This is a genomic window from Agrobacterium sp. ICMP 6402 (assembly GCF_009498615.1).
Classification (GTDB): Bacteria; Pseudomonadota; Alphaproteobacteria; order Rhizobiales; family Rhizobiaceae; genus Agrobacterium; species Agrobacterium burrii.
This window is the reverse complement of record NZ_QSNV01000002.1, coordinates 299,270-321,760: the sequence shown is the minus strand read 5'-3', so window position 1 is coordinate 321,760 and position 22,491 is coordinate 299,270. Positions and strand designations below refer to the sequence as shown.

Sequence of the window (22,491 nt, the reverse complement as noted above, 5' to 3'; positions counted from 1 at the left end):
GCGCCCTGCGACTTTGCGCGCAGCGCGCTACAGCTATGCTTGTTTTTGGGAACAACAGACGCAGAGAGCGGCTGGCACGCCGCAAAGATTCACTCGACAAAAACCCGCACGCTCGAAGCGCGGCCGTCGGCATCGATCACCGTGAGGGTGGAAAATCCCTGCCCTTCCGGTCGCCATTCGCTGTTGCGGCGATGAGAAGCGTCGGGCAGAGGCATGCCATTCGCGAGCCAGCGGAAGGGAGCGCGCCCGCCTTGCAGCTTCAGCACCAGCGGCGAAATGCCCGACTGGCCGGAAAGCTCGACCCTTGCTCCTTCCGGCGGATAAACGATGCGCGGGGCGCTTTCGCGTCTCGATGCCGAAAGCAGGCCGCTTGCCGTCGTGGTGAAACGCCGCTGGTTGACAGGAAGATCGGCAACGGCAACGCGCGCAACGCCGGAGGGCGCAGCAGGCATCGGCGTGATCGCCACACCGGATTTTGCGAAGGCTTCGAACAGGATCGGGGCCGCGGTCGCGTAACCGGCAATACCCGGCACCGCGCCATTATCGGCCCGGCCGACCCAGACGCCGATCACGTGTCGCCCATCATAGCCTACCGACCAGGCATCGCGGTAGCCGTAACTCGTGCCTGTCTTGTAGGCGATGCCGCGCTGCTTCATACCGAGCGGCGGCAGCACGCCGGAGAGTATGTCAGAGACATTCCAGATCGCAGCATCGGAAAACAGCCGGTCACCGGCAAGGCGCTCGGGGACTGAGCGGACGCCGTCGCCCAACCGCACGGGATCACCGCTACCGGCAAGCCCGGCATAAAGCTGCACCAGATCAACAAGCGAAATACCCGCGCCGCCAAGCGCAATGGCAAGTCCGGGCGCCTCGTTTGACGGAAGCACCAACCGGACGCCCGCTCGCCGGAACCGCACCATCAGCGCTGATGGGCTGACCGCATCGAGCAACTTCACGGCAGGCACGTTGAGCGACAATTGCAACGCCTGCCGAATGCTGACATCGCCCTGATAGTGCATGTCGAAATTGCGCGGGCGATAACCGGAAAAATCAGCCGGGCGATCTTCGATGATGGTTTCCTGCCCGACAAGACCATCTTCGAAGGCAAGACCATAAATGAACGGCTTGAGGGTGGAGCCTGGCGAACGCACGGCCCGGCTCATCTCCACAAAACCGCGCCTTGCCGTATCGAGATAATCCGCCGAGCCGACTTCGGCCAGAATATCGCCGGTCTCTGCATCCGCCATTACGATGGCGACGGAGACCTTGTCTCCAAGCTTTTCCACCGCGTGGCGCGCCACTGCTTCCAGTTCCCGCTGTATCGGCAGTTTCAGCGTCGAGCGCGCCTCTGTGGTATTCGGAAATTTCGCCCGCGCCGCGACGGCCATATGCGGTGCAAAGGCCGGCAGGTCGCGCCGGCTGGCAGGCACTGCGGAAAGAGTCGCCCGCTCCGCCTCCCCTTCGCCCACCACACGTTCGACGGCAAGCCGTTGCAGCACCCGCTCCCGCGCCTGCTTTGCCGCTTCCGGAAAACGGTCCGGACGTCGTTTCTCCGGCAGTTGCGGCAGCGCCACCAGAAGGGCCGCCTCCGCCGTGTCGAGCCGACCCGGTTCCTTGCCGAACCAGGCGAGGCTTGCGGCCCTGACGCCTTCGAGATTGCCGCCATAGGGGGCGATATTCAGATAGAGATCGAGGATTTCCGCCTTGTCGAGCCGTCTTTCGATCTGGAGCGCACGCATGGCCTGCAGCAATTTTGCCGAGAATGAGCGATCGGCACGCGGCTCGATCAGCCGCGCCACCTGCATGGAAAGAGTCGAAGCGCCAGAGACGATCCGACCGTTGCTGACCAATTGCCAGGCGGAGCGCAAAAGCGCCCATGGGTCAACCCCGTGATGATCATAGAAACGTTGGTCCTCATACGCCACCAGCATGCGCAGGAACTGTGGATCGACCTCGGCGGCCGTGGTTTTCAGCCGCCAGCGGCCATCCGGTGTCGCAAAGGCGCGCAGCAGCTTGCCGTCACGATCCAGCACCTCGAAGGATCGTTGCTGCGCAGCATCCAGCGGCGGCGGATAGGCCTTGTCCAGCGCATCAAGACCGGAGGCCGCGCCACCGATAAGCAGCGCGGCCGTCATGATGCCGACAATGATCGCCTTCTTCCGTCTCATGGGGTTGCCGAGCGCACCTCCATGCGGCCGGTTGCCGTGCGGGCGGAAAATTGCGGCCGGTACATATCTTCAACCGAGGCTGCCGGATGGTCATAGGTGCCGGGGGTGACGGCGCGCACCACATAAGCGAGCGCAATCTCCGAACTGTCGCCGGCCGAGCGGTCGAAGGCCGCCACGAAACGGTCATAGCGGAATTCGGTATGTGCCGCGTCCGTTTCCGGCAACCAATCGAAATTCGAAAGCGCAGCCGAATTGACGAGGCTCGGATTGTCGATCTCAAAACCGGAGGGCAGAAGATCGGTCACCAGAATACGTGACTGCCAGTTATTTTGCGGCACCACGTTCAGCACCACCACATAACGTTCGTTCTGCACCACCTCGCTCGGGTTCACCTCCTCACCATCCATGGAATAATAGGTGCGGGCGATGGTGAAGCCTTCGCCACCGGCGGCAAGCGGTTGGGCCGGTGGCGCCACCGTGGTGACAACAGCCGTGACTGGATCGGCCGAGGCGTTGGCGATCTTCAGGGGAGCCGCCAGCAATTCGTCGCCGCTCATCCGTTTGCCAAAACCGCCAGTCTGCAAATCGCCGTTCACGTCAAGACGGATATCCTTGTCCTCACCTTTGACGGCGCGGGCAGCCAGCAGCATCCACGCCTGTTCCTGCGTGCTGGTATAGGGCTTCTTTTCCCATTCCTTCGCCACCGCGCCGGCAAGCTGCGGCACGACGGCCGGAACCGGACGGCTTTCGGCCGCTAACGCCAGCGTCGCCGCGCCGTCACGCAGGGCAGAGCCATAATCGGCACGCGCAAAGCTGACATTGGTGGTGCGGCTTGCCATATCGAGCGAAGCGCCGAACACGGCTTTCGAACGGGCCTGATCGCCATAAAGCGAAAGGGCTGCGGCAACCTGCGCCTTGGCAAGCGGGGTCGGGAAATCGGCAAGCGCCGTATCCGCGTAATAACGCAGATCGTTGATCGCCGCCTTGCGGTTGCGCGCCAGCACATAAAGCGAATAAGCGATCTCGTTGCCGCGATCCTTGACGTTGCTGTCAGAGGAAAGGCCGTTCTGCAGGTTGTTCAGCGCCTGCACCATGGCCTCATCGGGAACATCGTAACTCTGCTCTCGCGCCCTTGTCAGGAAGTCGCTGATATAGGCATCGAGCCACAGATCGCCGTAACCCGGCGACCAGAGGCCGAAACTGCCGGAACTCGACTGGAAGGACAGCACCCGGTAAATCGCCTCCTGCACCCGCTTGCGGGTATCGGGGTCTTCGGCCATGCCGCTGTCCTTCGTCAGCTCCGAAAGGTAGAGCAACGGCAAAGCGCGGCTCGTCGTCTGCTCGGCGCAGCCGTAAGGATATTTATCCAGCATCATCACCAGCGCCGGAATATCAAAGGCGGGAGAGCGCGTGACATTGACGGCGACCGAAGAGCCGAGCAGCATGCTGTCGGCCAGAAGATCGCCATTGATCGTCAGGCTGCTATTGGGCGCAATCTTGATTTCGCGCCGCGTTGTGACAGGCAGAACGGCCGGGCGCACCGGAACATTCAGAACCTGCTCCAGCGAGACGCCTGATGCATTGGAAACCTTGATGGTGATTGCGCCATTGCCGGGCTGTTCGCCCGTCAGCGGAACGGTCAACGATGACTTGCCGCCCTTTTGCAGCGCCAGCGTCTGCGACATCTCGCCCTGATCAACAGTCAAGGCCGTGTTGCTGGTCACATCCAGCCGGTAATCGCCGGCATCGCCATCGGTATTGGCGATATCGAGCCGCAATTGCGAGACATCGCCGGGGGCGAGGAATTTCGGCGCGCTGGCCGTCACAACGACCGGATCGCGAATGATGGCATCGGAGACCGCATGACCGACGCCCGTTTTCGTCCAGGCCACAGCCATGATGCGGGCCGTGCCGTTGAACTGCGGAACATCGAAGCTCACCGTCGCCTTGCCGTTAGCGTCGAGTTCGACCGGACCGGCAAAGAACGCCACCAGCTTTTCGGTGGGCGGGCTGCCCTGAAGGGCCGCCCCGCCGCCATCGCCGCCGGTGCGCAGCCGGCCGGTCGCGCCCAGCGAACCGTCAATCAGGCGGCCATAGAGGTCGCGGATTTCCAGCCCCAGCCGCCGCTGGCCGAAATACCATTCATCCGGCTTCGGCGGCTCATAGCGGGTGAGGTTCAGGATGCCGACATCCACGGCCGCAACGATGGCATAGGCCTTTTCACCGACACCAGCGCCGGCAACAGTGATGGGAATTTCAAGCGGCTGGCGCGGCAGCGTCTTTTGCGGCGCGCCGAGGGTGACGGCAAGCTTGCGCTCGGCCGGATCGACGGCAAGCCATTTGATGCCGATGGCGCGCATCGGCATGCGGCTTTCCTGCGCATCGCCGGGCCGGAACAGCGTGGCCGTGACGTAAGCGCCCGCACCCCATTCCTCGGTGACCGGAATGTCGATCTCGCCGCCATCCGCGCCTATCTCGGCATTCTGAACGGAAATCAGCTTCTCGGAACCGGACGTGATCATCAGCTCGCCGGCAAAACGCGAGGAAACCTTGAGTTTCGCCGTATCACCGATCTTGTAGCTCTGCTTGTCGAGAGCGATTTCCAGCGCATCCGGCGTTTCGGTCGAGCTTGCCTCCACATAGAAGCCGGCATCGAATTCAACGCTGGAAACCGGCGCACCATTACCGGCACCCTCTACTTCCAGCCGGTAGCGTCCCCAGGTGACAGGCACGGAAATCTCGCCGCCATTGGCATCGACCGAAAGCGTACCCGCTTCCTGCTGCTTGGTATATTCCACCGGCTCATAACGCCAGGAATTGCCCTGACGATACCATTGATAGTTCCGCTCGACCTTGATGAGCTTCCAGTTGAGGCCGCTCATCGCCTGTTTGGCGCCCTCGGCACCAACGCCGATGATGTGGAAACGGCCGACGGAATTCTGGGCGAGATCGCCGGAAAATTGCGGCTTGATGCCGATAGCAGAGGTTTCCGCCTTGATAGGCAGCGTCAGCGAACGCTCCACGGCACGCCCACCCGCCTCCTGCATGCGCACGGTGATGTTGGCGGAAAGCAGCTGCGTGGTGGACGGCAGGTCGGTCAGATCGACATTGAAGCTCGCCTTGCCCTCTTCATCCAGAACCGGCAGATCGGCAAGCGTGGTGCGGTTTTCCTCTTCGCTTTCCTCATCGGCCAGACCAAAGAAATAACCTTCGAAATCGGCGCTGGTGCGCGTTGGTTTGATCGCGACCTCGCCTTCCAGCGTCAGGCCGGCAGCGGGCGCGCCATAGAGATAACGGCCATCCACGTCGATTGCCGTTTCCGCGCCCGGATCGATCTGCTTTGCCTTGCTTGAAAGATCAAACTCCGTGCGATCAGGCACGAAATCATCGACGAGGAAGCTCTTTTCACTGATGGCAGCTGTCTTCGGATCGGTATGAATGCGCAACGTCCAGGTGCCGCGCATGGCATTTGCCTGCAACGGCAGATCGACCGCATGACCGCCCAGCGCCTTGCCATCGCTGACGAAGCGCCGGTCCTCGACGCCATCGGGACGCGAGAAGATGAAGGTGAGCGGCAGATCCTCGATTGCCTTGCCGTCGACATCACGGGCAAGCGCTGCGGCATGCACGGTCTCGCCGGCGCGGTAAATACCGCGTTCGGTCCAGCTGAACACATCGATGGCGCCGGGTGCGGCGCGGCCCGTCACGCCCCGGTCGGAGAGGTCGAAGCCGGCGCGTGTCATGTCGAGGAACACGTAGTCCTTGTCGCCGTTGCGCGCCGTGAGAATTGCGGGCGCCTGCGCAGCCGTGCCGCGCATCAGGCCGGCGGAAAACACCGCGCGGCCGTCCGCATCGGTCTTCGCCGTGCCGAGCACCTCATTATTTTTGGCAAGCAACTGCAAATCCACGTCTGCGAGCGGCCTGGCGCTGCCAAGGGCGCGGACAAAGACATTGAGCCCGTCGGTTCCGGCATAGGTGGTGATGCCGGTGTCGGATACGAGGAACCATTGCGTGGCGCGGGAGTCCCAAGTCTCCGGTGCGGTGCCCGGCGGCACGGCAGTCAGCACATAGATGCCGGGTTTACGTTCCGGCAAAGCTTCATCCACCGGGAAACTCGTCACCACATCCTTGTTGAGATCCGGCTGGATATCGATCGCGCCCTGCCAGACGAGTTCGCCGATTTCGTTTTCGATGCGGTCGGCGTTGTAGCCGTCCATCTGCGTCAGAAACTGCGAATTGGAAAGAAGCGAGGTGATGTTGCGATCACCGACACGATAGAGCTTCAGATCAGCCTTGTCGGCATTAACGGAGACGATCGGAATGCCGCGGCGTGCAGTACCCGGCAGCACGAAATTTTCGCCCGTAAAACGCACGCTGGCGGCGCGGTCACGCACGTAAATATCGAGATTGACCTGCTTTTCCAGCGGCTCTTCCACCGAAGACGGCAGGCCGGCGCGCAGCGCGATCTTGTAGCGCTGGCCATGGGTCAGGCCTTCCACACAGATTTCGCTGCCCTTCGCCTCGATGGCCTTGGGGGCTGCCCCATCCAGCGTGATGAAGGAGGAATAATCGACACCGTTCTTCACCAATGGTTCGGAAAACTGCACGCAGGCGCGTGGGCTGACGCTATCCGTATCCACCGTGTTGTTGATGACGCGGAAACCCTGACGCGTGCGCAGATCGGCATAGGCCGCCTTGGTCTGTGCATTGTCGGTAAGCGCAAGGCTTTCCTTATAGGCATTGAGTGCCGCGCGATAATTCTGGGTTCTTTCAAAAGCCTTCGCCAGCCGGTTCAGGGCCTCGGTGCGGGCGCTGACCGTGCGGCTCAGCTGATAGGCGTTGATGGCGGCAGACGCCGCCTGCCCGGCAATCGAATAATTATCGGTGACCTGCGCCGCCTTTTCCGACAATTCCGCCCAGAGCGCGCCGTCATCAGGTGTGATCGCAAGAGCCTGTTTATAGGTCGTGACCGCATCGGGAACATTGCCCGCGGCGGCCTGCTGCCTCGCCGTCTGCACAAGCGCTTCCACGCCCTGTTCGTCACCGTCACTGGCAGCAAGGCCGGCTTTCAGCCGGCGGGCTTCCTGCTGCAGGCTGTCGGTCACGAAGGAAAGGCGCTGCGGCGCGCCGATATCGGCTTCCGTCGCCACTTCCACGATCTTGCCGGCAACGGCGCCGGGGAAAGCGTTCAGCTGATTGAAATCCGATTTAAGGAAGCACCATTTCACCTTGGGATTGTAGGTGAAAGCCTTGCAGGCAGCGTCGCCAACGCAAATCTCGCCGCATTGTTCCAGCGAGACATTCTGCTCCGTCCGAAGATCGAAGCCGAAATAATCGCCGTTTTGCGTGGTTACCACTTTTCGCGAAGGTTCGGCCGCCGTGGCCGGGAGAAAAATCAGGGCGGTAGAGACCGCAACCAACGAAATCCGGACGAGCGCGCGCAACGACATCAGTATTCTCCCGCAACAGACATGTCGGGCGGGACTCTGGTCAAATCCACGCATGGTTGTCAACGCATCTTCGTCAATTCGCAACAGGAGGATGCGTGGAGGCCAGCAGACGGGGAGGCTAGTCTTCTATTTTACGCGCTTCGGAAATCAGCATGATCGGCACGCCGTCGCGGATCGGGTAAGCGAGCCTCGCGCTTTCGGAGATGAGCTCGTTGTGGGTCCGGTCATAAGAAAGACGTCCCTTGGTCAAAGGGCAGACCAGCAGCTCCAGGAGCTTCGGATCGACATTGCTCATCCGGTCGTCCATGGGGCGATCCTATTGCAGCACGGTGCCGCCCTCGCCCGATCCCTGGGCAAGAACGATCTCGGTGATGGCAATCAAGGTTTCGGCCCGTGTCTTCAGGTCGGGCGCTTCAAGCAGCGCCTGTTTTTCGGCAGGACCGAAGGGAGACATCATGGAAAGGGAGTTGACGAGAACACGATTGCCCGCCCTTTCAACGCTTTCCCAATCTGCCTCCAGCTGGTTTGCATCCAGAAACGCGCGGAATACCCGGAGGAGGTTTTCGCGATCCACCGCTTCCTCATTATATTCGCCGGAAAGATCGGCGATGAAGGGCGCATGGTGGAAACTGCGATAAGGCTTGCCGGCCTCCACCTCTTCCAGCAGGCGGAAACGGCAAACACCGGTGAGGGAGATGACGTAACGGCCGTCCCCCGTTTCAGAAAAGGAAGTGATGCGGCCGAGACATCCGACGGCGCTCAAAGGCCCCCCCTCAAGTCCTGACTCGATGACGTGAAGGGCCGGCTGCACCATGCCGATGAGCCGATGCCCGGCCAGCGCCATATCGATCATGGCAAGATATCGCGGCTCGAAAATATTGAGCGGAAGATGACCTTCCGGTAGCAGCAGCGCGCCCGGCAGGGGAAATACCGGCACGATTTCCGGCAGATCGTCGTTCTTCACATATCTCGCATTTCCGACATGCATGGGATCAAGCCCCCTGTTCACTGCTGCCCGGCCGGCGGATCAACCGCCGCGGCCGGGATATGCCCGCATTATGAAAACAATATTGCCGAAAGCTTCCGGCGGCCGGCGACGGTTGCCGGGTCCTTGAAGCCCCAGGCCTCGAAAAACTCCAGAAGCTGGCGGCGCGCGCCGTCATCGTCGAAGGTCCGATCCTTGCGCATGACATAGAGAAGATGGTCTGCCGCTTCATCGCGCCGCCCTTGAGCGTTCAGCACCTTGGCGAGCTTTATCCGCGCCTCGTGATGATCGGGATTGAGCGCCAGATCGCTTTCCAGCGCCACCGGATCGCCGATCTTGCGGGCTTCCTCATATTGCGCGATCTTTTTCAAAACGAGCTGAATGCCCGCATCTTCGTTGAGCTCCGCAGGCAGGGAGGAGAGCAGTTCGCTGGCCCGTTCATACTGACCGGCAGCGATCATGCATTCAGCGATACCGGCAATCGCCGCAGGGTTTTCTGGATCGGCCTGCATGACAGCGCCGAACAGCTGTGCTGCGCCATTAAAATCGCTATCCGCAAGAAGCTGTTTCGCCTCAGTCAGAGCCGCCTCGATTTCGGCTTTCGGATCACCCGCATCCGGGCCGGCAATCTTGTCAATAAACTGCTTGATCTGGCTTTCCGGCACCGCGCCCATAAAGCCATCCACCGGCCGGCCATCGGCAAAAGCGACGATGGCGGGAATGGACTGGATGCCGAGCTGGCCCGGAATGGACGGATGATCGTCAATGTTCAGCTTCACAAGCTTCACACGACCATTCGCCTCGTTGATGACCTTTTCGAGCACCGGCGTCAGCTGCTTGCACGGACCGCACCAGGGCGCCCAGAAATCCACCAGAACCGGCTGGCGGCGCGATTCCTCAAGAACATCCTTGGAGAAAGCAGCCGTCGTTGTGTCCTTGATGTGACCGGAGGCCGCACCATTCAGCTCGCCGTGATGATGCGCGCTCGCAGACATCTGCCCGCCATAGGAACCGCCGTAAGGATTATTGGTGTCGCTCATGCCGGTCTCCTGCAATTTCTGTCATCTGTCTCAGTTGAAGCAAAGATCGTATCTCACTCGCTGACTTTCAAGACAAGCGGCGTATGTCCGGTCGCCTCAAGAAAGCGGATAAGATCCTTCGACGCGATCGTCGTCGTCTGGTCGTTGGAAAGCGGATGGCCATTGACCAGCTCGTTTTCCAGAAGATCACTGTCGAGCACGAAGGTGACCTGCCTGTCAGTGTCGTTGATCGCCCCAAATACCGTTACCGATCCCGGCACGACGCCCAGATATTCGAGCATTTTTTCCGGCCTGCCAAAGGACACGCGGCTTGCAGCCCCTATCGTCTTGTGAACGCTTTTGAGATCGACGACGGCATTTTCTTCGACAGTCAGAACAAAATATTGATCCTTCTTGTCCTTCACGAAAAGGTTTTTCGTGTGACCGCCGGGAATGAGATCGCGCAGCGACTGGGATTCTGCAACAGTAAACACCGGTTCGTGCTGTTTCGTGGTATGAGAAATGCCGAGCCCATCCAGAAACTGGAAAAGCTCCGTTGCCATCCTGGGAGAATTCTCCGCCATATTCCGCCGCCCGCCTCTGCCGATTTCGATATCACTGCATTCCTGATTAAGGGGGCAACCGGCGCTTGGCAACGGAGGAAAAAACGCAGAGATGAAAAACCGCCAATCATTTCCGTCGCTTGTCGCATTTTTCAAAGAAATTTTCGCGTTTTTGTCATTTCCCTGTTGCATTCCAAAATCGATTGAGCGATATAGCGCCCGTCGCCGCAACGTGGTGACCCACGGTTCAGCGACTACCCCGGACCGGTGGATTTGAGCGGGTGTAGCTCAGGGGTAGAGCACAACCTTGCCAAGGTTGGGGTCGAGGGTTCAAATCCCTTCGCCCGCTCCAAATTTTCCAAAAGATAGAATATACGACTGAATACTGAATTAAGACCGGCTGAGTTATGCGGTTCGGCGCTCAAGAGTTCGTCATCCTCCCTTGTCAGAACAGTTGTGAAATTATCGGGCGGATGGAACCTCCGGCAGAAATGGCCGTTTCAGATTCGAGGCTCCTAACCTCAGTTCCCCTCTGAATTGCCCGCCATGAGCGGGCATTTTTTTAGGGGCGACTGTCGCCAAAAAATAAATCCGCCCGTCCGGAACATCGCCCACACACGGGGCGTTTCCCTGCGTTGATCAACACCGGGGGAACACCCATGTCCGCAATTTCGAAAACTCTTTTGATTGCAGCATTCGCCGCCGTGACGATGCCGGCCGCTTCCTTCGCCGCAGACGTGATCATTTATGGTCAGGATCAGCCTCCGCGGCACAGAACCCACCACGAACCGCGCGCGACTGCGAACACCTATTCGAATCACGCGGAAATGCGCTGCTCCGAGAACATTGTCTCCTATCAGGCGCCTTACCAGCGGCACACGGAACTGGTCACGCTCTGCCATCCGCCGCTAAATTGGCGAACGGAACCGTCCACGGCAACAATATGGTCGCCATGATCTTGCCATAATTCATTCGATGTGCTTTTGTGCAGCCGCCCTTGTGGGAGGGGGTAGAGGTCGAGACCCGCTGGTTGCTTTTGGCAGCAGGCGGGTTTCCCTTTTTTTGGCGACCGCCCTTCCTATTGTAATCCTATAGTCAGGTAGATAATCAAATTAGGCGACCTGAGGCGGATATTTGTCGTGTATCCTTCTTTGGACACGATTACCCATATCGGAAAAAATTTGGAAGAGCCTTGGAAGGTGTGGCAGTGGGTCCTCTACTGACCTTCCCTTTTGAGTGATTCCGTTCCTATGTACGCAATCATGACGAATCTGCTGCATACTAAGTAAGAACTTCCTATCCTCGTCAGTGTCCGGAAAGATATCAACTTTTAATGCGGTTAGAAAAATGGACTGCACGAAAACAAAGTTATGGAAAGATACCGTTTCTATAAATTTTTCGATCTTTTCCATAACTATCGCTGGGGATTTTTCGATCTGGGCGAGAGAAAATTTTGTGTCCTTAAGACCATCCAGACGTTCGACCATTGCAAGTCTCGCCGCCGAATCACGGCTTACAAAGCTATGTAAGCTGTCAGATAACAAAGCCTCAAAATTTGAGAATGCTTGCATCAAATACATACGGTGAAGCATAGGATTGGGCTTGTGAGAAAGCCATTTTATGACTTCTTCCAAGCTAGCTTGAGCGTGATAAAATGCCTCCAATCCTCCGTTATTAGGATCGAAGTAAATGGGATATTGGACCTCATTCGCGATCGCCACTTTGTGGCCATCCGGCAATATTTTTGCAAAGAATGAAGACAGGTGCCCAGACACCTCAATAGTCGTCACTGCTCCGCAAGCTTTACATTTTTCATTCAGCGTTGTTGATGCTTCAATTTCGCTAACCCAGTCCTGCCCTGGTAATGTCGGAGCCGGACGCTCAAAACGAACAATGTCTCCGCATTCCGAGCAGTTGATTGATCCAGTGACTACTGTGCGCATATGGGATCTTCTTGTAGTGAACCACTGGTAGTCGATCGGACGAACAAATTAACACTTATCACAGACCGGCAATATTTATTGTCCAGAATATAAACCAAAATCTACTTTTTTAAATTTCTAAAAATGGTAGCGGGAGAGGGACTTGAACCCCCGACACGCGGATTATGATTCCGCTGCTCTAACCACCTGAGCTACCCCGCCACAGGGGAAACGTGACAGTCATGTGACCGGCCGCTCCATCAGGATGAGCGGCTTATAAGGTGCCGCTCCCCAAAGTGTCAAGCGCAAGATGCGCAAAAAAATTCGCTTTCCGCCTCGCGGCAAAAAGTGAACTGTTTCAGGCCGCAACCGGCTTTTCCAAAAGCGCCTTAAGCGAGGCCTCGGCTTCCACCGAGCGTTCCGAACGTTCGATGAAACCGCCGCCGTAAACACGGGCATCCGCGCCCGGAGCGGAATAGAGCACGCAGGCTTGGCCGGGGGCGACGCCGGCCTCGCCGGTCATCAGATCCACATAGATGCCGTTTTCATCGGCATGGAGCACTGCTTCCATTGGCGGGCGGGTGGAGCGCACCTTGGCGAAACAGGCAAAGCCCTGCCCGGCATCGTCCGCCAATGCGCCATCGCCCAGCCAGTTCATGTCACGCAGATAGACACGGCGGGTTTCCAGCGCTTCACGCGGGCCAACAATGACCCGACGGCCCCGCGCATCGAGATGCACGACGTAGAGCGGCTCTCCTGTGGCGACGCCGATGCCGCGGCGCTGGCCGATCGTATAATGCACGATGCCATCGTGGCGGCCGAGCACACGCCCGTCGAGATGGACGATATCTCCGACCAAAGCCGCATTCGGCTTCAGCTTGTTGATGATATCGGTATATTTACCTTGCGGCACAAAACAGATGTCCTGACTGTCGGCCTTCTTGGCGACGACGAGCCCCATATCTTCCGCCAACGCCCGCGTTTCAGCCTTGGAAAGGCCACCGAGCGGAAACCGCAGATAATCGATCTGCTCCTGCGTCGTCGCGAACAGGAACCAGCTCTGGTCGCGGTCACTGTCGATGGGACGATATAGCGCGCGGTGTCCCGACTGGCCAGAGACCGGATTGGGGCGTGAACGGATATAATGTCCGGTTGCCAGCGCATCGGCGCCGAGTTCTTGCGCGGTGGCCAACAGATCGGCAAATTTTACCGTCTGGTTGCAGGCCACGCAGGGGATCGGCGTTTCACCCATAGCATAGGCTTCGGCGAAGGGATTGATGACGGTTTCGCGGAACCGCGCCTCATAATCCAGCACATAGTGGGGAATACCGAGCGTTTCGCAGACCCTGCGCGCATCGTCGATATCCTGTCCGGCGCAACAGGAGCCGGCGCGGTGCACGGCAGCACCGTGGTCATAGAGCTGGAGCGTAATGCCGAGAACATCATAGCCCTCGCGCTTGAGGATACCGGCCACAACAGAAGAATCGACGCCACCGGACATGGCGACAACGATCCGGGTATCTTCCGGCCTCTTGTCAAAATCGAGCGTATTCACGTTTTTTCCCATCGTCAGTCATAACGGGGGTAAAGGCCCCGCCGCCTGTCGGTCATCCGCCGCGTGGGCATCAGCCGGAAAAAACCGGACTGTCATGCCTCGTCATCCTGCGGATTTAAGGGCTGCATATAGAAAAGAAAGGCCGCGCACGCAAGTACGGGGCGGAAAACCGCCCCGTAAAGACATACCAGACATGAATAGCGCCGAAGCGTTTAGGCGCCGGCAGCCTTCTGGCCGCTGTTGCCAGTCCACTTGTCGCGCTCCCGCCACAGGGCCGGCAGGGCCAGCAGCCCGATAGCCGTCAGGGCGATCAGCGTCTTGTTCAACTGCGACAGTTCCACCGTGCGGCCATCCAGATAATAGACGCCGTAGACGATCGCCACATGCCAGACGTAAACCTGCAGCGAATGGCGGCCGAGCAGCTGAAGGAACTTCAGCGACAGCACCCAGATGACGCCTTCCGCAATGGAGCGCACAAGCGGGCGATGGTGCCTCGGACCAGCGATCACCAGCCATGTCAGGCCAATGCCAACGGCAAGAAAGTTGATGAGATAGACGGGGCCGAAATCGGCGCGGATTTCCATGGTGGAAAACTTGCCCATCATGAATTCCGGCATCAAGCCCCAGGCTGTCGCGATGCGCAGCGGCATGAAGAACAGGCAGGCGATGAGTGCAGCCTTGGGAAGCCACGTTCTCTCAGGCGAGAAAATAGTCTTCCACGGGATACGGTTCTGCGCCGTCATCGCGCCAAGCACGAGCGCCGAATAAAACACCAACTGCCAGCCGAGCAGATTGAAGCTGACGCGGATACCCTGTTCGTCAGCACCCTTGACGAGTTCGTTCAGCGGCGCAGTGACAATCTGCTGGAGCCCGAGCTGACCGGCCATCCACACCAGCATGGAGCCGGCCAGAACATAGGCCCATTTGCCGTCGAGGCAGAGCTTGATAAGGATCGGCGCAAACAGCATGTAGACGATATATTGCGGCAAAATATCCATGAATGTCGGCTGGAACAGGAACGCCGCAATCGCCGCCAGACGTAACGGATCGTCGAACGAGGTCATACCGAGCCAGTTGTACCAGATATAGGGCGCATGCGGGATGACCATACGGAAGAACAGCACGGCGATGACGAGGCCCATCGCATAACGATAAAGCTCCATAGCCCGGTTCCAGATCGCCTGTTTGCCGGCGTCATAACCGTATTTCATCATCTTGCGGGCATAGACCATGCCGATCAAAAGGCCTGACAGGAACACAAAGCCCTGAGCGTCTTCCACGAAGGCAAACTGGCGATGGTTGATTTCCACCAGCCAGAAACCGCCGGCAAACACCAGATGGTTGATCAGCATGAAGACGAGGAAGTAACCACGCATTCCGTCGATCAGGTCAAAGCGTTTCATCTCGATAGCTCTCCGTTCTCGCAGGGGCCTGCGTTGCCCGGCCACCTGGCCCGGCTTGCGGGAGGCTGGCCGGGGGTCGGATTGTCAACGCGGCTTTGCGCCTGTGGTTCCCTTTCCAAAGCGGTTTATAACCGGCACGAAAAGTCACATTGGCGTGTGTTCCCCGTGGTTAGGCCGCAGGGACTGAATGCTTGATGAATAAAAAAAGGCAATTCCGTGGAGCGTCCAAGCTATGCGCCAGCGAGATATCTTGGCAAAAAGAGCGCAAAGCCTTGCATGGCAGGGCGAAGGCGAACGGCTCGACTTATCGGCACTACAGATATTACCCGTTAGATTTATCAGGCATTTTTCTGGAGAGTTGGCTTGGCTCGCGCATCGCTGGAAAAGCCATGCAGCGTAATGAGGCCAGCGGGCCGAATCACGACAAAGAAAAGCCCGGAGGTTTGTAAAACCTCCGGGCTTTTTCATTCACAAAAAGACTACGTGTCGCCTCAGGCAGCGGCCTGAATAGCGGCGACCTGCCAGTTGTCGTTGCCGCCACGGCGCACGAAGGTCCACATTTCCACCGCTTCGGAAGGTTTGTGCTCGTCACCCTCAATAACCTTGCCCGAGGTGCGATCGCGCATGATGTCAATGGCGGAGTAACGCATGGCCACCGTCGCGTAGTCCTGGCCCTCTTCGTGCCATGCTTCGGCAACATCACCTTGCAGCAGCGTCACGTCACGGACGTCGTTCTTCAAACCGCTCGTGGCGTTATCGCTCAGTTCCTCGGCAAGGTAGGACATAGCTTCCGGCGTCGTCAGCTTGCGCAGCGCACCGTAATCCTCAGCGCCATAAGCGGACTGAACGTCCTGCAGCATCTTCTGAAAGGTCTCGAGGTCGGTCGGCGTGATGCCGATTTCGTCGCCTTCGGAAACGGCATTCTCATGCGCCACAGGCTTTGCCGTTGCGGCAGTAGCCGCAGCCGCGCCGCCCGCAGCACCGGCAAGCGCGCCGATCTTCGGGATTTTGAACGAGGACGCGGAAGGACCCGCCTGTGAGCCACCATTAAAGGAAGAGCCCGAGTGATCCGTGCGCTGCGAGCCGCCGGCTGCACCATAAGCGGGCTGGCCCTGACGGCGCGATGCGAAGAAACGCATGACGAGCATGATGAGACCGCCGATAAGCAGCCCCTGCAACAACATGCCGAAGAAACCGGCCATGCCGCCAAAACCGCCGCCCATCAGCATGCCGAACAGGCCGCCCATCAACAGGCCGCCCATCAAACCACCCATCATGCCGCCGAAAAGGCCACGGCTCTGCTGCGGGGCCGCCTGCGCGCCCGGACGGGCCGGCTGTGCGGCACCCGGCGTTGCCTGGTTGGTATTGGGCGTCATGCTGCGGTTGATCGGCGCTGTCTGGCCCGGCGCAGTGCTGGTCGAAGGCGGTGCGGAGTATGTCCGCGTACCACGGCTGCCAAAGCCACCACCGGCACGGCGTGCCTCTGCCATATCAACCGCCACGAAAGACACCGCGATACCAAGTGCGGCGACTGCGAACAAACCCTTGAAGCGCCGAAAGGCAGCAAACATCACTCTCTCCTGTTGGCCGCCCTCCCATGAGCGGCATGTCAACAGCCGATATAGCAACTCATGATCATCATTTTTAGACCACTCGGCTTAAATTTTTCGTGATATGCAACCAAAACGCGAGACAGCCGCGTATTGCCGTAAAACCAGTGGCTGGAAAACCGAAAAACCCGGCACAGGGTCTCCCCTGCACCGGGCCTTATTGTCCCCTTGGGAGGAACGATAAGTGTATCAGTCGACGTTGAAAGTCAGCGGCTTGACCTGGCGGATCGCCGGGTTGGCGCGCAGCTTGTCCAGCACGGTTTCGGAAACCGGACCATCGACGTAAAGCAGCGCGATGGCGTCACCGGCTTCCTTTTCACGGCCGAGCTGGAAGTTGGCGATGTTGACGCCAGCTTCACCGAGCGTGGTGCCCATGAAGCCGATCATGCCGGGAACGTCGGTGTTGGTGATGTAGATCATGTGCGATCCGACATCGGCATCCATGTTGATGTTCTTGATCTGGATGAAGCGCGGCTTGCCATCCGAAAACACCGTGCCGGCCACCGAGCGGATCTGGTTTTCCGTCTTCACCGTCAGCTTGATGTAGCCGTCGTAGACGCCGGTCTTGTCGCGCTTGACCTCGGAAAGGATGATGCCCTTTTCCTTGATCATGACCGGAGCGGAAACCATGTTAACGTCGGAAACCTGGCTGCGGATGAGGCCGGCCAGCAACGCGCTGGTCAGGGCCTTAGTGTTCATGTTGGCGGTTGCGCCATCATAAAGGATTTCGATTTCCTTGGTGGCGCTTTCCTGCACCTGACCGACGAAGGAACCGAGAACATCCGCCAGACGGATGAAAGGCTTCAGGCGCGGTGCTTCTTCAGCCGTGATCGACGGCATATTGATGGCGTTGGAGACTGCACCCTTGACGAGGTAATCCGACATCTGCTCGGCAACCTGAAGCGCGACATTTTCCTGTGCTTCCGTGGTCGACGCACCGAGATGCGGCGTGCAGACGACGTTTGGCAGGCCGAAAAGCGGGCTTTCGGTGGCTGGTTCGACTTCAAACACGTCGAAACCGGCACCGGCGACATGGCCGGACTTGATGGCTTCGGCAAGGGCCGCTTCATCCACCAGACCGCCACGGGCGCAGTTGACGATACGCACGCCCTTCTTGGTCTTGGCAAGGTTTTCAGCATTGAGGATGCCGCGCGTCTTGTCGGTCATAGGCACATGCAGGGTAATGAAATCAGCCTGGGCCAGAAGCTCGTCCAGCTCGACCTTGGTCACACCCATCTCCTGGGCGCGCTCCGGCGACAGGAAGGGGTCATAGGCCAGAACATGCATCTTCAAGCCCAGTGCACGCGCGCAGACGATGCCGCCGATATTGCCGGCACCGATGACGCCGAGCGTCTTGCCGGTGATTTCGACACCCATGAACTTTGACTTTTCCCACTTGCCAGCCTGCGTGGAGCTATCGGCGGCGGGAAGCTGGCGGGCGACGGCAAACATCAGCGCAATCGCATGTTCCGCCGTGGTGATGGAGTTGCCGAACGGGGTGTTCATGACGATGATACCACGGCGCGATGCGGCCGGAATATCGACATTGTCCACACCGATGCCCGCACGACCGATGACCTTGAGGTTGGTCGCCGCTTCGATCAGCTTCTCGGTCGCCTTGGTGGCGGAACGGATGGCGAGACCATCGTAATTGCCGATGATTTCGGCAAGCTTGTCCTTGTCCTTGCCGAGCTTCGGCTGGAAATCGACTTCGACGCCACGATCACGGAAAATCTGGACGGCGGTTTCCGACAGTTCGTCGGATACAAGTACGCGAGGTGCCATGGTTCACGGGCTCCTTGGAGGAAACGATTGAGATGTGCGAATGGAGAATGTGCGGCCCTGCATCTGCGCAGGGCCGGTATCAAAATCAGGCGGCAGCCTTGGAAAGTGCTGCCTTTTGCGTCTGGTAGGCCCAGGCGAGCCAGGGCATGACAGCTTCCATATTCGCCGTCTCGATGGTGGCGCCGGCCCAGATGCGCAGACCGGACGGTGCATCACGGTAAGCGCCGATATCCAGGGCGACATTTTCCTTTTCGAGCAGGGCGACGATGCCCTTGGCGAAATCGGCCTGTGCGGCCGCATCCAGCGCCTGTACCTCGGGATCGACGATCTTCAGGCAGACGGAGGTGTTGGAGCGGGTTTCCGGCTTGACGGCCAGGTTGGCGATCCAGTCGTTCTTCTCGATGAAGTCGTAGATGACCTTGGCATTGGCATCGGCACGGCCGATCAGCGCCTTCAGTCCACCGAGGTTCTTCGCCCACAGCAGCGCGTCAATATAGTCCTCAACGCAGAGCATGGAGGGCGTATTGATCGTTTCGCCGGTGAAGATGCCTTCGATCAGCTTGCCGCCGGAGACCATGCGGAAGATTTTCGGCAGCGGCCATGCCGGCGAATAGCTCAGCAGACGCTCGACAGCGCGGGGCGACAGAATGATGACGCCATGGCCGCCCTCACCGCCCAGAACCTTCTGCCAGGAGAAGGTGACGACGTCGAGTTTCGTAAAGTCCATGTCCTGCGCAAAGGCCGCCGAGGTGGCGTCGCAGATCGTCAGACCCTTACGGTCGTCAGGAATGAAATCGGCATTGGCAACGCGAACGCCGGATGTCGTGCCGTTCCAGGTGAAAACCACGTCACGGTCGAAATCGACTTCAGCAAGGTTCGGCAGCAGGCCATAATCGGCCTCGAACTTGCGAACGTCCTTCAGCTTCAGCTGCTTGACGACGTCGGTGACCCAGCCGGCGCCGAAGCTTTCCCAGGCGAGCATATCGACGCCGCGTTCACCGAGCAGCGACCAGAGCGCCATTTCAACAGCGCCGGTGTCGGATGCGGGAACGATACCGATGCGATAATCGGCGGGAACATTCAGAATTTCACGGGTGAGATCGATGGCCTGCTTCAGCTTGGCTTTGCCAACCTTGGCGCGATGCGAGCGACCGAGCGGTGCATCGGAGAGAGCATCTAGCGACCAACCGGGACGCTTCGAGCAGGGACCAGAAGAAAAATGCGCATTGCCCGGACGGAGGTCCGGCTTCACTATATCTGTCATTTGACTACCCTTTCAGATAGGCGCCTCTCGTTAGGGAGAGGTGTCCTGCCGTCGTTGCTATTCCTGTCGTCGGTCTCAGTCAAGCGGAATATGTCGCTGCGCATGGGAATTTTAGTCCATATGCGTCACGCACCGTGTCAGCTGCCGCCAAAACAAAACCGCCCGCACCCGAAGGATGCGGACGGTTTGAAACTACCAGTCTGGCGTGACGTTTATTTATAAACGGCAGGCTGCAGCGGAATATCGGCAGGCGGCATGTATTGTGCGGTATCGCAACCGTTGAAGACATAACGGCCGCCGACGCGCACTTCATGCGAATAGAGACCCTTGTCGCGGCCGGGGCCGCCACCGTTCTCATAACCGAACATGTCGCCCTTGTTGATGTGACGGAAACGGTAGCCGATATCGGCCTTCAGGTTACAGGTGACGTCGATCGACGCACCTGCCATCAGGGCGTAAGCGAAGCGCCACTTACCCTTGCCGCCGTGCTCGGTGGTTGGGTCGCAGCCGAGGCCATTAACGCTGCACGATGTGTTGCGCAGCTTATCCCACTTGACGTAGGAGCCACCAATACCACCGCCGACATAAGGGGTGACGCGGCCATAGGTGCCGAGATCGACATAGGCGTTGGCCATCAGCGTATAGGCTCTCAGCGAGCTCAGATCAGCCGAAACACAGCGACCAGGAACGGAGCCGCAGAAACCGCTCGTGGAACCGCGGAAATCCGATTTTCCCATATAGTCGAAGGTCACGTCGCTGCGGAAATAGTTGTTGAACTGATAACCGACACCGGCGCCAATGACATAACTGTCCTTGATATCAGCCGTATCAAAATCCTGCAGATAGCCGCCCGGTCCGCCCTGATAATAATTGGCGCCGCGCAGTTTGTTGAAGGAATAGCCGACGTCGCCGCGCAGATACCAGCCGCTCGACTGGGTGATCGCGACTTCAGGGGCATCGACATAGGCGGGTGCTGGTTCGGCTTGATATAGGTCGGCGCCGACGGCGCTTGTGCCAGTCAGCAGAACGGCCAGAAATCCGGCCAGGGCGTTTTTCATGACTTCCACTCCAGAAGAGGCACGTGCGTTGCGGCAGCTGCCAGTGAACTGTTCAGTTCTGGAGAGTGGCGTAAAATGGTTAAGTCCCGATTAACCACGATCATTCACTATATTTATTAGCAAACACTCAAAGAAAAAGCCGGCTGGAAGGCCGGCTTTTGTCTTGCGTTACTGTCGCGATAACTCACGCGGCCGAGCGGGCGCTGGAGATAACGCCGACCAGATCATTGACGATCTTCTCCACCTTAGCGCTGTCGTCGCCCTCCGCCATGACGCGGATCAGCGGCTCGGTGCCGGAGGGCCGGATGACGAGGCGGCCATTATCGGCCAGCGCACTTTCCGCATCCGCAATTGCCTGCAGCACGATCGGGTTTTCCAGCGGCTTGCCACCGGAAATACGCACATTCTTCAAAAGCTGCGGCACCGGCTCGAACTTGCGGCAAACCTCACTGACCGTACGGCCCGAACGCTTGACCTTGGCGAGAACCTGCAATGCCGCGACGAGACCATCACCGGTCGTGCCATAATCCGACAATACGATATGGCCGGACTGCTCACCTCCGACGTTGAAATTGTGGTTGCGCATATGTTCGACGACATAACGGTCACCGACCTTCGTGCGGGCAAGGGTGAGGCCTTGATCGCCAAGAAAACGTTCCAGGCCGAGATTGGACATCACGGTGGCGACAATGCCGCCGCCGCGCAGCATGTTGTCGGCCGCCCAGCTGTCAGCGATCGTCGCCATGAGCTGGTCGCCATCAACGATCTCACCGCGTTCGTCAACAATGATGACGCGGTCGGCATCGCCATCGAGCGCAATGCCGATATCGGCGCGCACTTCATGCACCTTTTTCTGCAGGGCTTCCGGGTGGGTGGAGCCGCATTCGAGATTGATATTGACGCCGTTCGGCTCGTTGCCGATGGTGACGACTTCGGCACCCAATTCCCAGAGGGCTGCGGGAGCCACCTTGTAAGCCGCGCCATTGGCACAGTCGATGGCGATCCGCAGGCCGCTCAGCGTCACATCGCGCGGCAAAGTGCGTTTCACGAATTCGATATAGCGGTAGATGTCGCCATCCACGCGCTTGGCGCGGCCGATCTCGCTGGGCTTTGCCAGCTGCGCGTAAATATCCTTGTCGAGAAGATCTTCGATCTCCAGCTCCAGCTCGTCGGAAAGCTTGTATCCGTCCGGTCCGAACAGCTTGATGCCATTGTCAGAGAAGGGATTATGCGACGCCGAGATCATCACGCCGATATCGGCGCGCAGCGACCGGGTGAGCATGGCGACGGCGGGCGTCGGAATAGGTCCGAGCAGGAAAACATCGAGGCCGGCTGCGGTGAAACCGGCAACCAGCGCGTTTTCCAGCATATAGCCCGAAAGGCGCGTATCCTTGCCGATGACGACGCGATGGCGATGATGGCCACGGCGGAAGATCGTGCCGACCGCAATGCCCACACGCATCGCCAGATCCGGTGTCATGGGGAAGACGTTCGATTGTCCGCGGATACCATCGGTTCCGAAATAACGGCGTGCCATTTGAACTCCAAATCTTTCGAGCATTCCGGCAATGCTGAAAACAACCGGAAGCGTTTTTGGCTAGATGCCACAAACCACGATAAACAGCACGTAAATTACCGCAAAAATGGCTTATATCTTGTTACCAAACTGAAAAGGCCACCCGGAAAACCGGATGGCCTTTTACAACAGG

General features: G+C 58.9%; 16 protein-coding genes and 2 tRNA genes. 3 read left to right on the top strand and 15 right to left on the bottom strand.

The features are described from left to right. Positions 1-89 precede the first annotated feature (89 nt). The 6 genes from pbpC to DXT96_RS09615 all read right to left on the bottom strand — a co-directional run bounded on the left by pbpC (position 90) and on the right by DXT96_RS09615 (position 10,206). Positions 90-2,168, bottom strand: a complete 2,079-nt coding sequence (gene pbpC, locus DXT96_RS09640; RefSeq protein WP_194287614.1) for a penicillin-binding protein 1C — start codon at positions 2,166-2,168, stop codon at positions 90-92. Continuing rightward, on the bottom strand, positions 2,165-7,618 hold the full coding sequence (locus tag DXT96_RS09635; RefSeq protein ID WP_153514447.1) for an alpha-2-macroglobulin family protein: 5,454 nt from the start codon (positions 7,616-7,618) through the stop codon (positions 2,165-2,167). Before DXT96_RS09635 ends, pbpC begins: the two co-directional genes overlap by 4 nt. A 118-nt stretch (positions 7,619-7,736) precedes the next feature. Next, complete coding sequence (locus DXT96_RS09630) at positions 7,737-7,925, bottom strand: Trm112 family protein (protein WP_006310303.1); 189 nt, start codon at positions 7,923-7,925, stop codon at positions 7,737-7,739. Positions 7,926-7,934: 9 nt separating this feature from the next. Continuing rightward, positions 7,935-8,606, bottom strand: coding sequence for an LON peptidase substrate-binding domain-containing protein (locus DXT96_RS09625; protein ID WP_153514446.1), 672 nt, complete (start codon positions 8,604-8,606; stop codon positions 7,935-7,937). 68 nt (positions 8,607-8,674) lie between these two features. Next, the gene (gene trxA, locus DXT96_RS09620) at positions 8,675-9,643 is read right to left on the bottom strand and encodes a thioredoxin (protein ID WP_153514445.1); all 969 of its coding nucleotides are present in this window, start codon (positions 9,641-9,643) and stop codon (positions 8,675-8,677) included. A 53-nt stretch (positions 9,644-9,696) separates the two neighbouring features. Continuing rightward, the gene (locus DXT96_RS09615) at positions 9,697-10,206 is read right to left on the bottom strand and encodes a prolyl-tRNA synthetase associated domain-containing protein (RefSeq protein WP_153514444.1); all 510 of its coding nucleotides are present in this window, start codon (positions 10,204-10,206) and stop codon (positions 9,697-9,699) included. Positions 10,207-10,462: 256 nt separating this feature from the next. Between DXT96_RS09615 and DXT96_RS09610 the strand changes: the two genes are divergently transcribed. Together DXT96_RS09610 and DXT96_RS09605 are read left to right on the top strand one after the other, a co-directional pair. Further along, positions 10,463-10,537 (top strand) — tRNA-Gly (locus DXT96_RS09610). A 307-nt stretch (positions 10,538-10,844) separates the two neighbouring features. After that, positions 10,845-11,141: a hypothetical protein gene (locus tag DXT96_RS09605; protein ID WP_153514443.1), complete on the top strand. Its 297-nt coding sequence runs from the start codon at positions 10,845-10,847 to the stop codon at positions 11,139-11,141. 156 nt (positions 11,142-11,297) lie between these two features. Here the strand turns inward: DXT96_RS09605 and DXT96_RS09600 are convergent, their stop codons facing one another. The 4 genes from DXT96_RS09600 to DXT96_RS09585 form a co-directional block, all read right to left on the bottom strand. Continuing rightward, complete coding sequence (locus DXT96_RS09600; RefSeq protein WP_153514442.1) at positions 11,298-12,128, bottom strand: hypothetical protein; 831 nt, start codon at positions 12,126-12,128, stop codon at positions 11,298-11,300. Positions 12,129-12,252: 124 nt separating this feature from the next. Beyond that, positions 12,253-12,329, bottom strand: a tRNA-Met gene (locus DXT96_RS09595). A gap of 136 nt (positions 12,330-12,465) precedes the next feature. Continuing rightward, complete coding sequence (gene mnmA, locus DXT96_RS09590) at positions 12,466-13,662, bottom strand: tRNA 2-thiouridine(34) synthase MnmA (protein WP_174373844.1); 1,197 nt, start codon at positions 13,660-13,662, stop codon at positions 12,466-12,468. 212 nt (positions 13,663-13,874) lie between these two features. Next, the gene (locus DXT96_RS09585) at positions 13,875-15,065 is read right to left on the bottom strand and encodes an OpgC family protein (RefSeq protein WP_153514440.1); all 1,191 of its coding nucleotides are present in this window, start codon (positions 15,063-15,065) and stop codon (positions 13,875-13,877) included. Positions 15,066-15,256: 191 nt separating this feature from the next. On the opposite strand from DXT96_RS09585, the gene DXT96_RS09580 reads away from it, so the two are divergent. Then, positions 15,257-15,514 carry a hypothetical protein gene (locus DXT96_RS09580; protein ID WP_153514439.1) on the top strand — a complete coding sequence of 86 codons (258 nt, stop codon included), beginning with the start codon at positions 15,257-15,259 and terminating at the stop codon, positions 15,512-15,514. A gap of 42 nt (positions 15,515-15,556) precedes the next feature. On the opposite strand, the gene DXT96_RS09575 is transcribed toward DXT96_RS09580, so the two are convergent. The 5 genes from DXT96_RS09575 to glmM all read right to left on the bottom strand — a co-directional run bounded on the left by DXT96_RS09575 (position 15,557) and on the right by glmM (position 22,319). After that, complete coding sequence (locus DXT96_RS09575) at positions 15,557-16,636, bottom strand: Tim44 domain-containing protein (protein WP_153514438.1); 1,080 nt, start codon at positions 16,634-16,636, stop codon at positions 15,557-15,559. 228 nt (positions 16,637-16,864) lie between these two features. Further along, entirely contained in the window at positions 16,865-18,460 is a 1,596-nt protein-coding gene (gene serA, locus DXT96_RS09570; RefSeq protein ID WP_153514437.1) for a phosphoglycerate dehydrogenase, read from the bottom strand. A gap of 85 nt (positions 18,461-18,545) precedes the next feature. After that, positions 18,546-19,724 (bottom strand): phosphoserine transaminase, encoded by a 1,179-nt coding sequence (locus DXT96_RS09565; protein WP_153514436.1) that lies wholly within the window; start codon positions 19,722-19,724, stop codon positions 18,546-18,548. Between the two features lie 212 nt (positions 19,725-19,936). Beyond that, entirely contained in the window at positions 19,937-20,782 is an 846-nt protein-coding gene (locus DXT96_RS09560; protein ID WP_149899488.1) for an outer membrane protein, read from the bottom strand. Positions 20,783-20,966: 184 nt separating this feature from the next. Then, positions 20,967-22,319, bottom strand: coding sequence for a phosphoglucosamine mutase (gene glmM, locus DXT96_RS09555; RefSeq protein WP_149899489.1), 1,353 nt, complete (start codon positions 22,317-22,319; stop codon positions 20,967-20,969). Between the last annotated feature and the right edge of the window lie 172 nt (positions 22,320-22,491).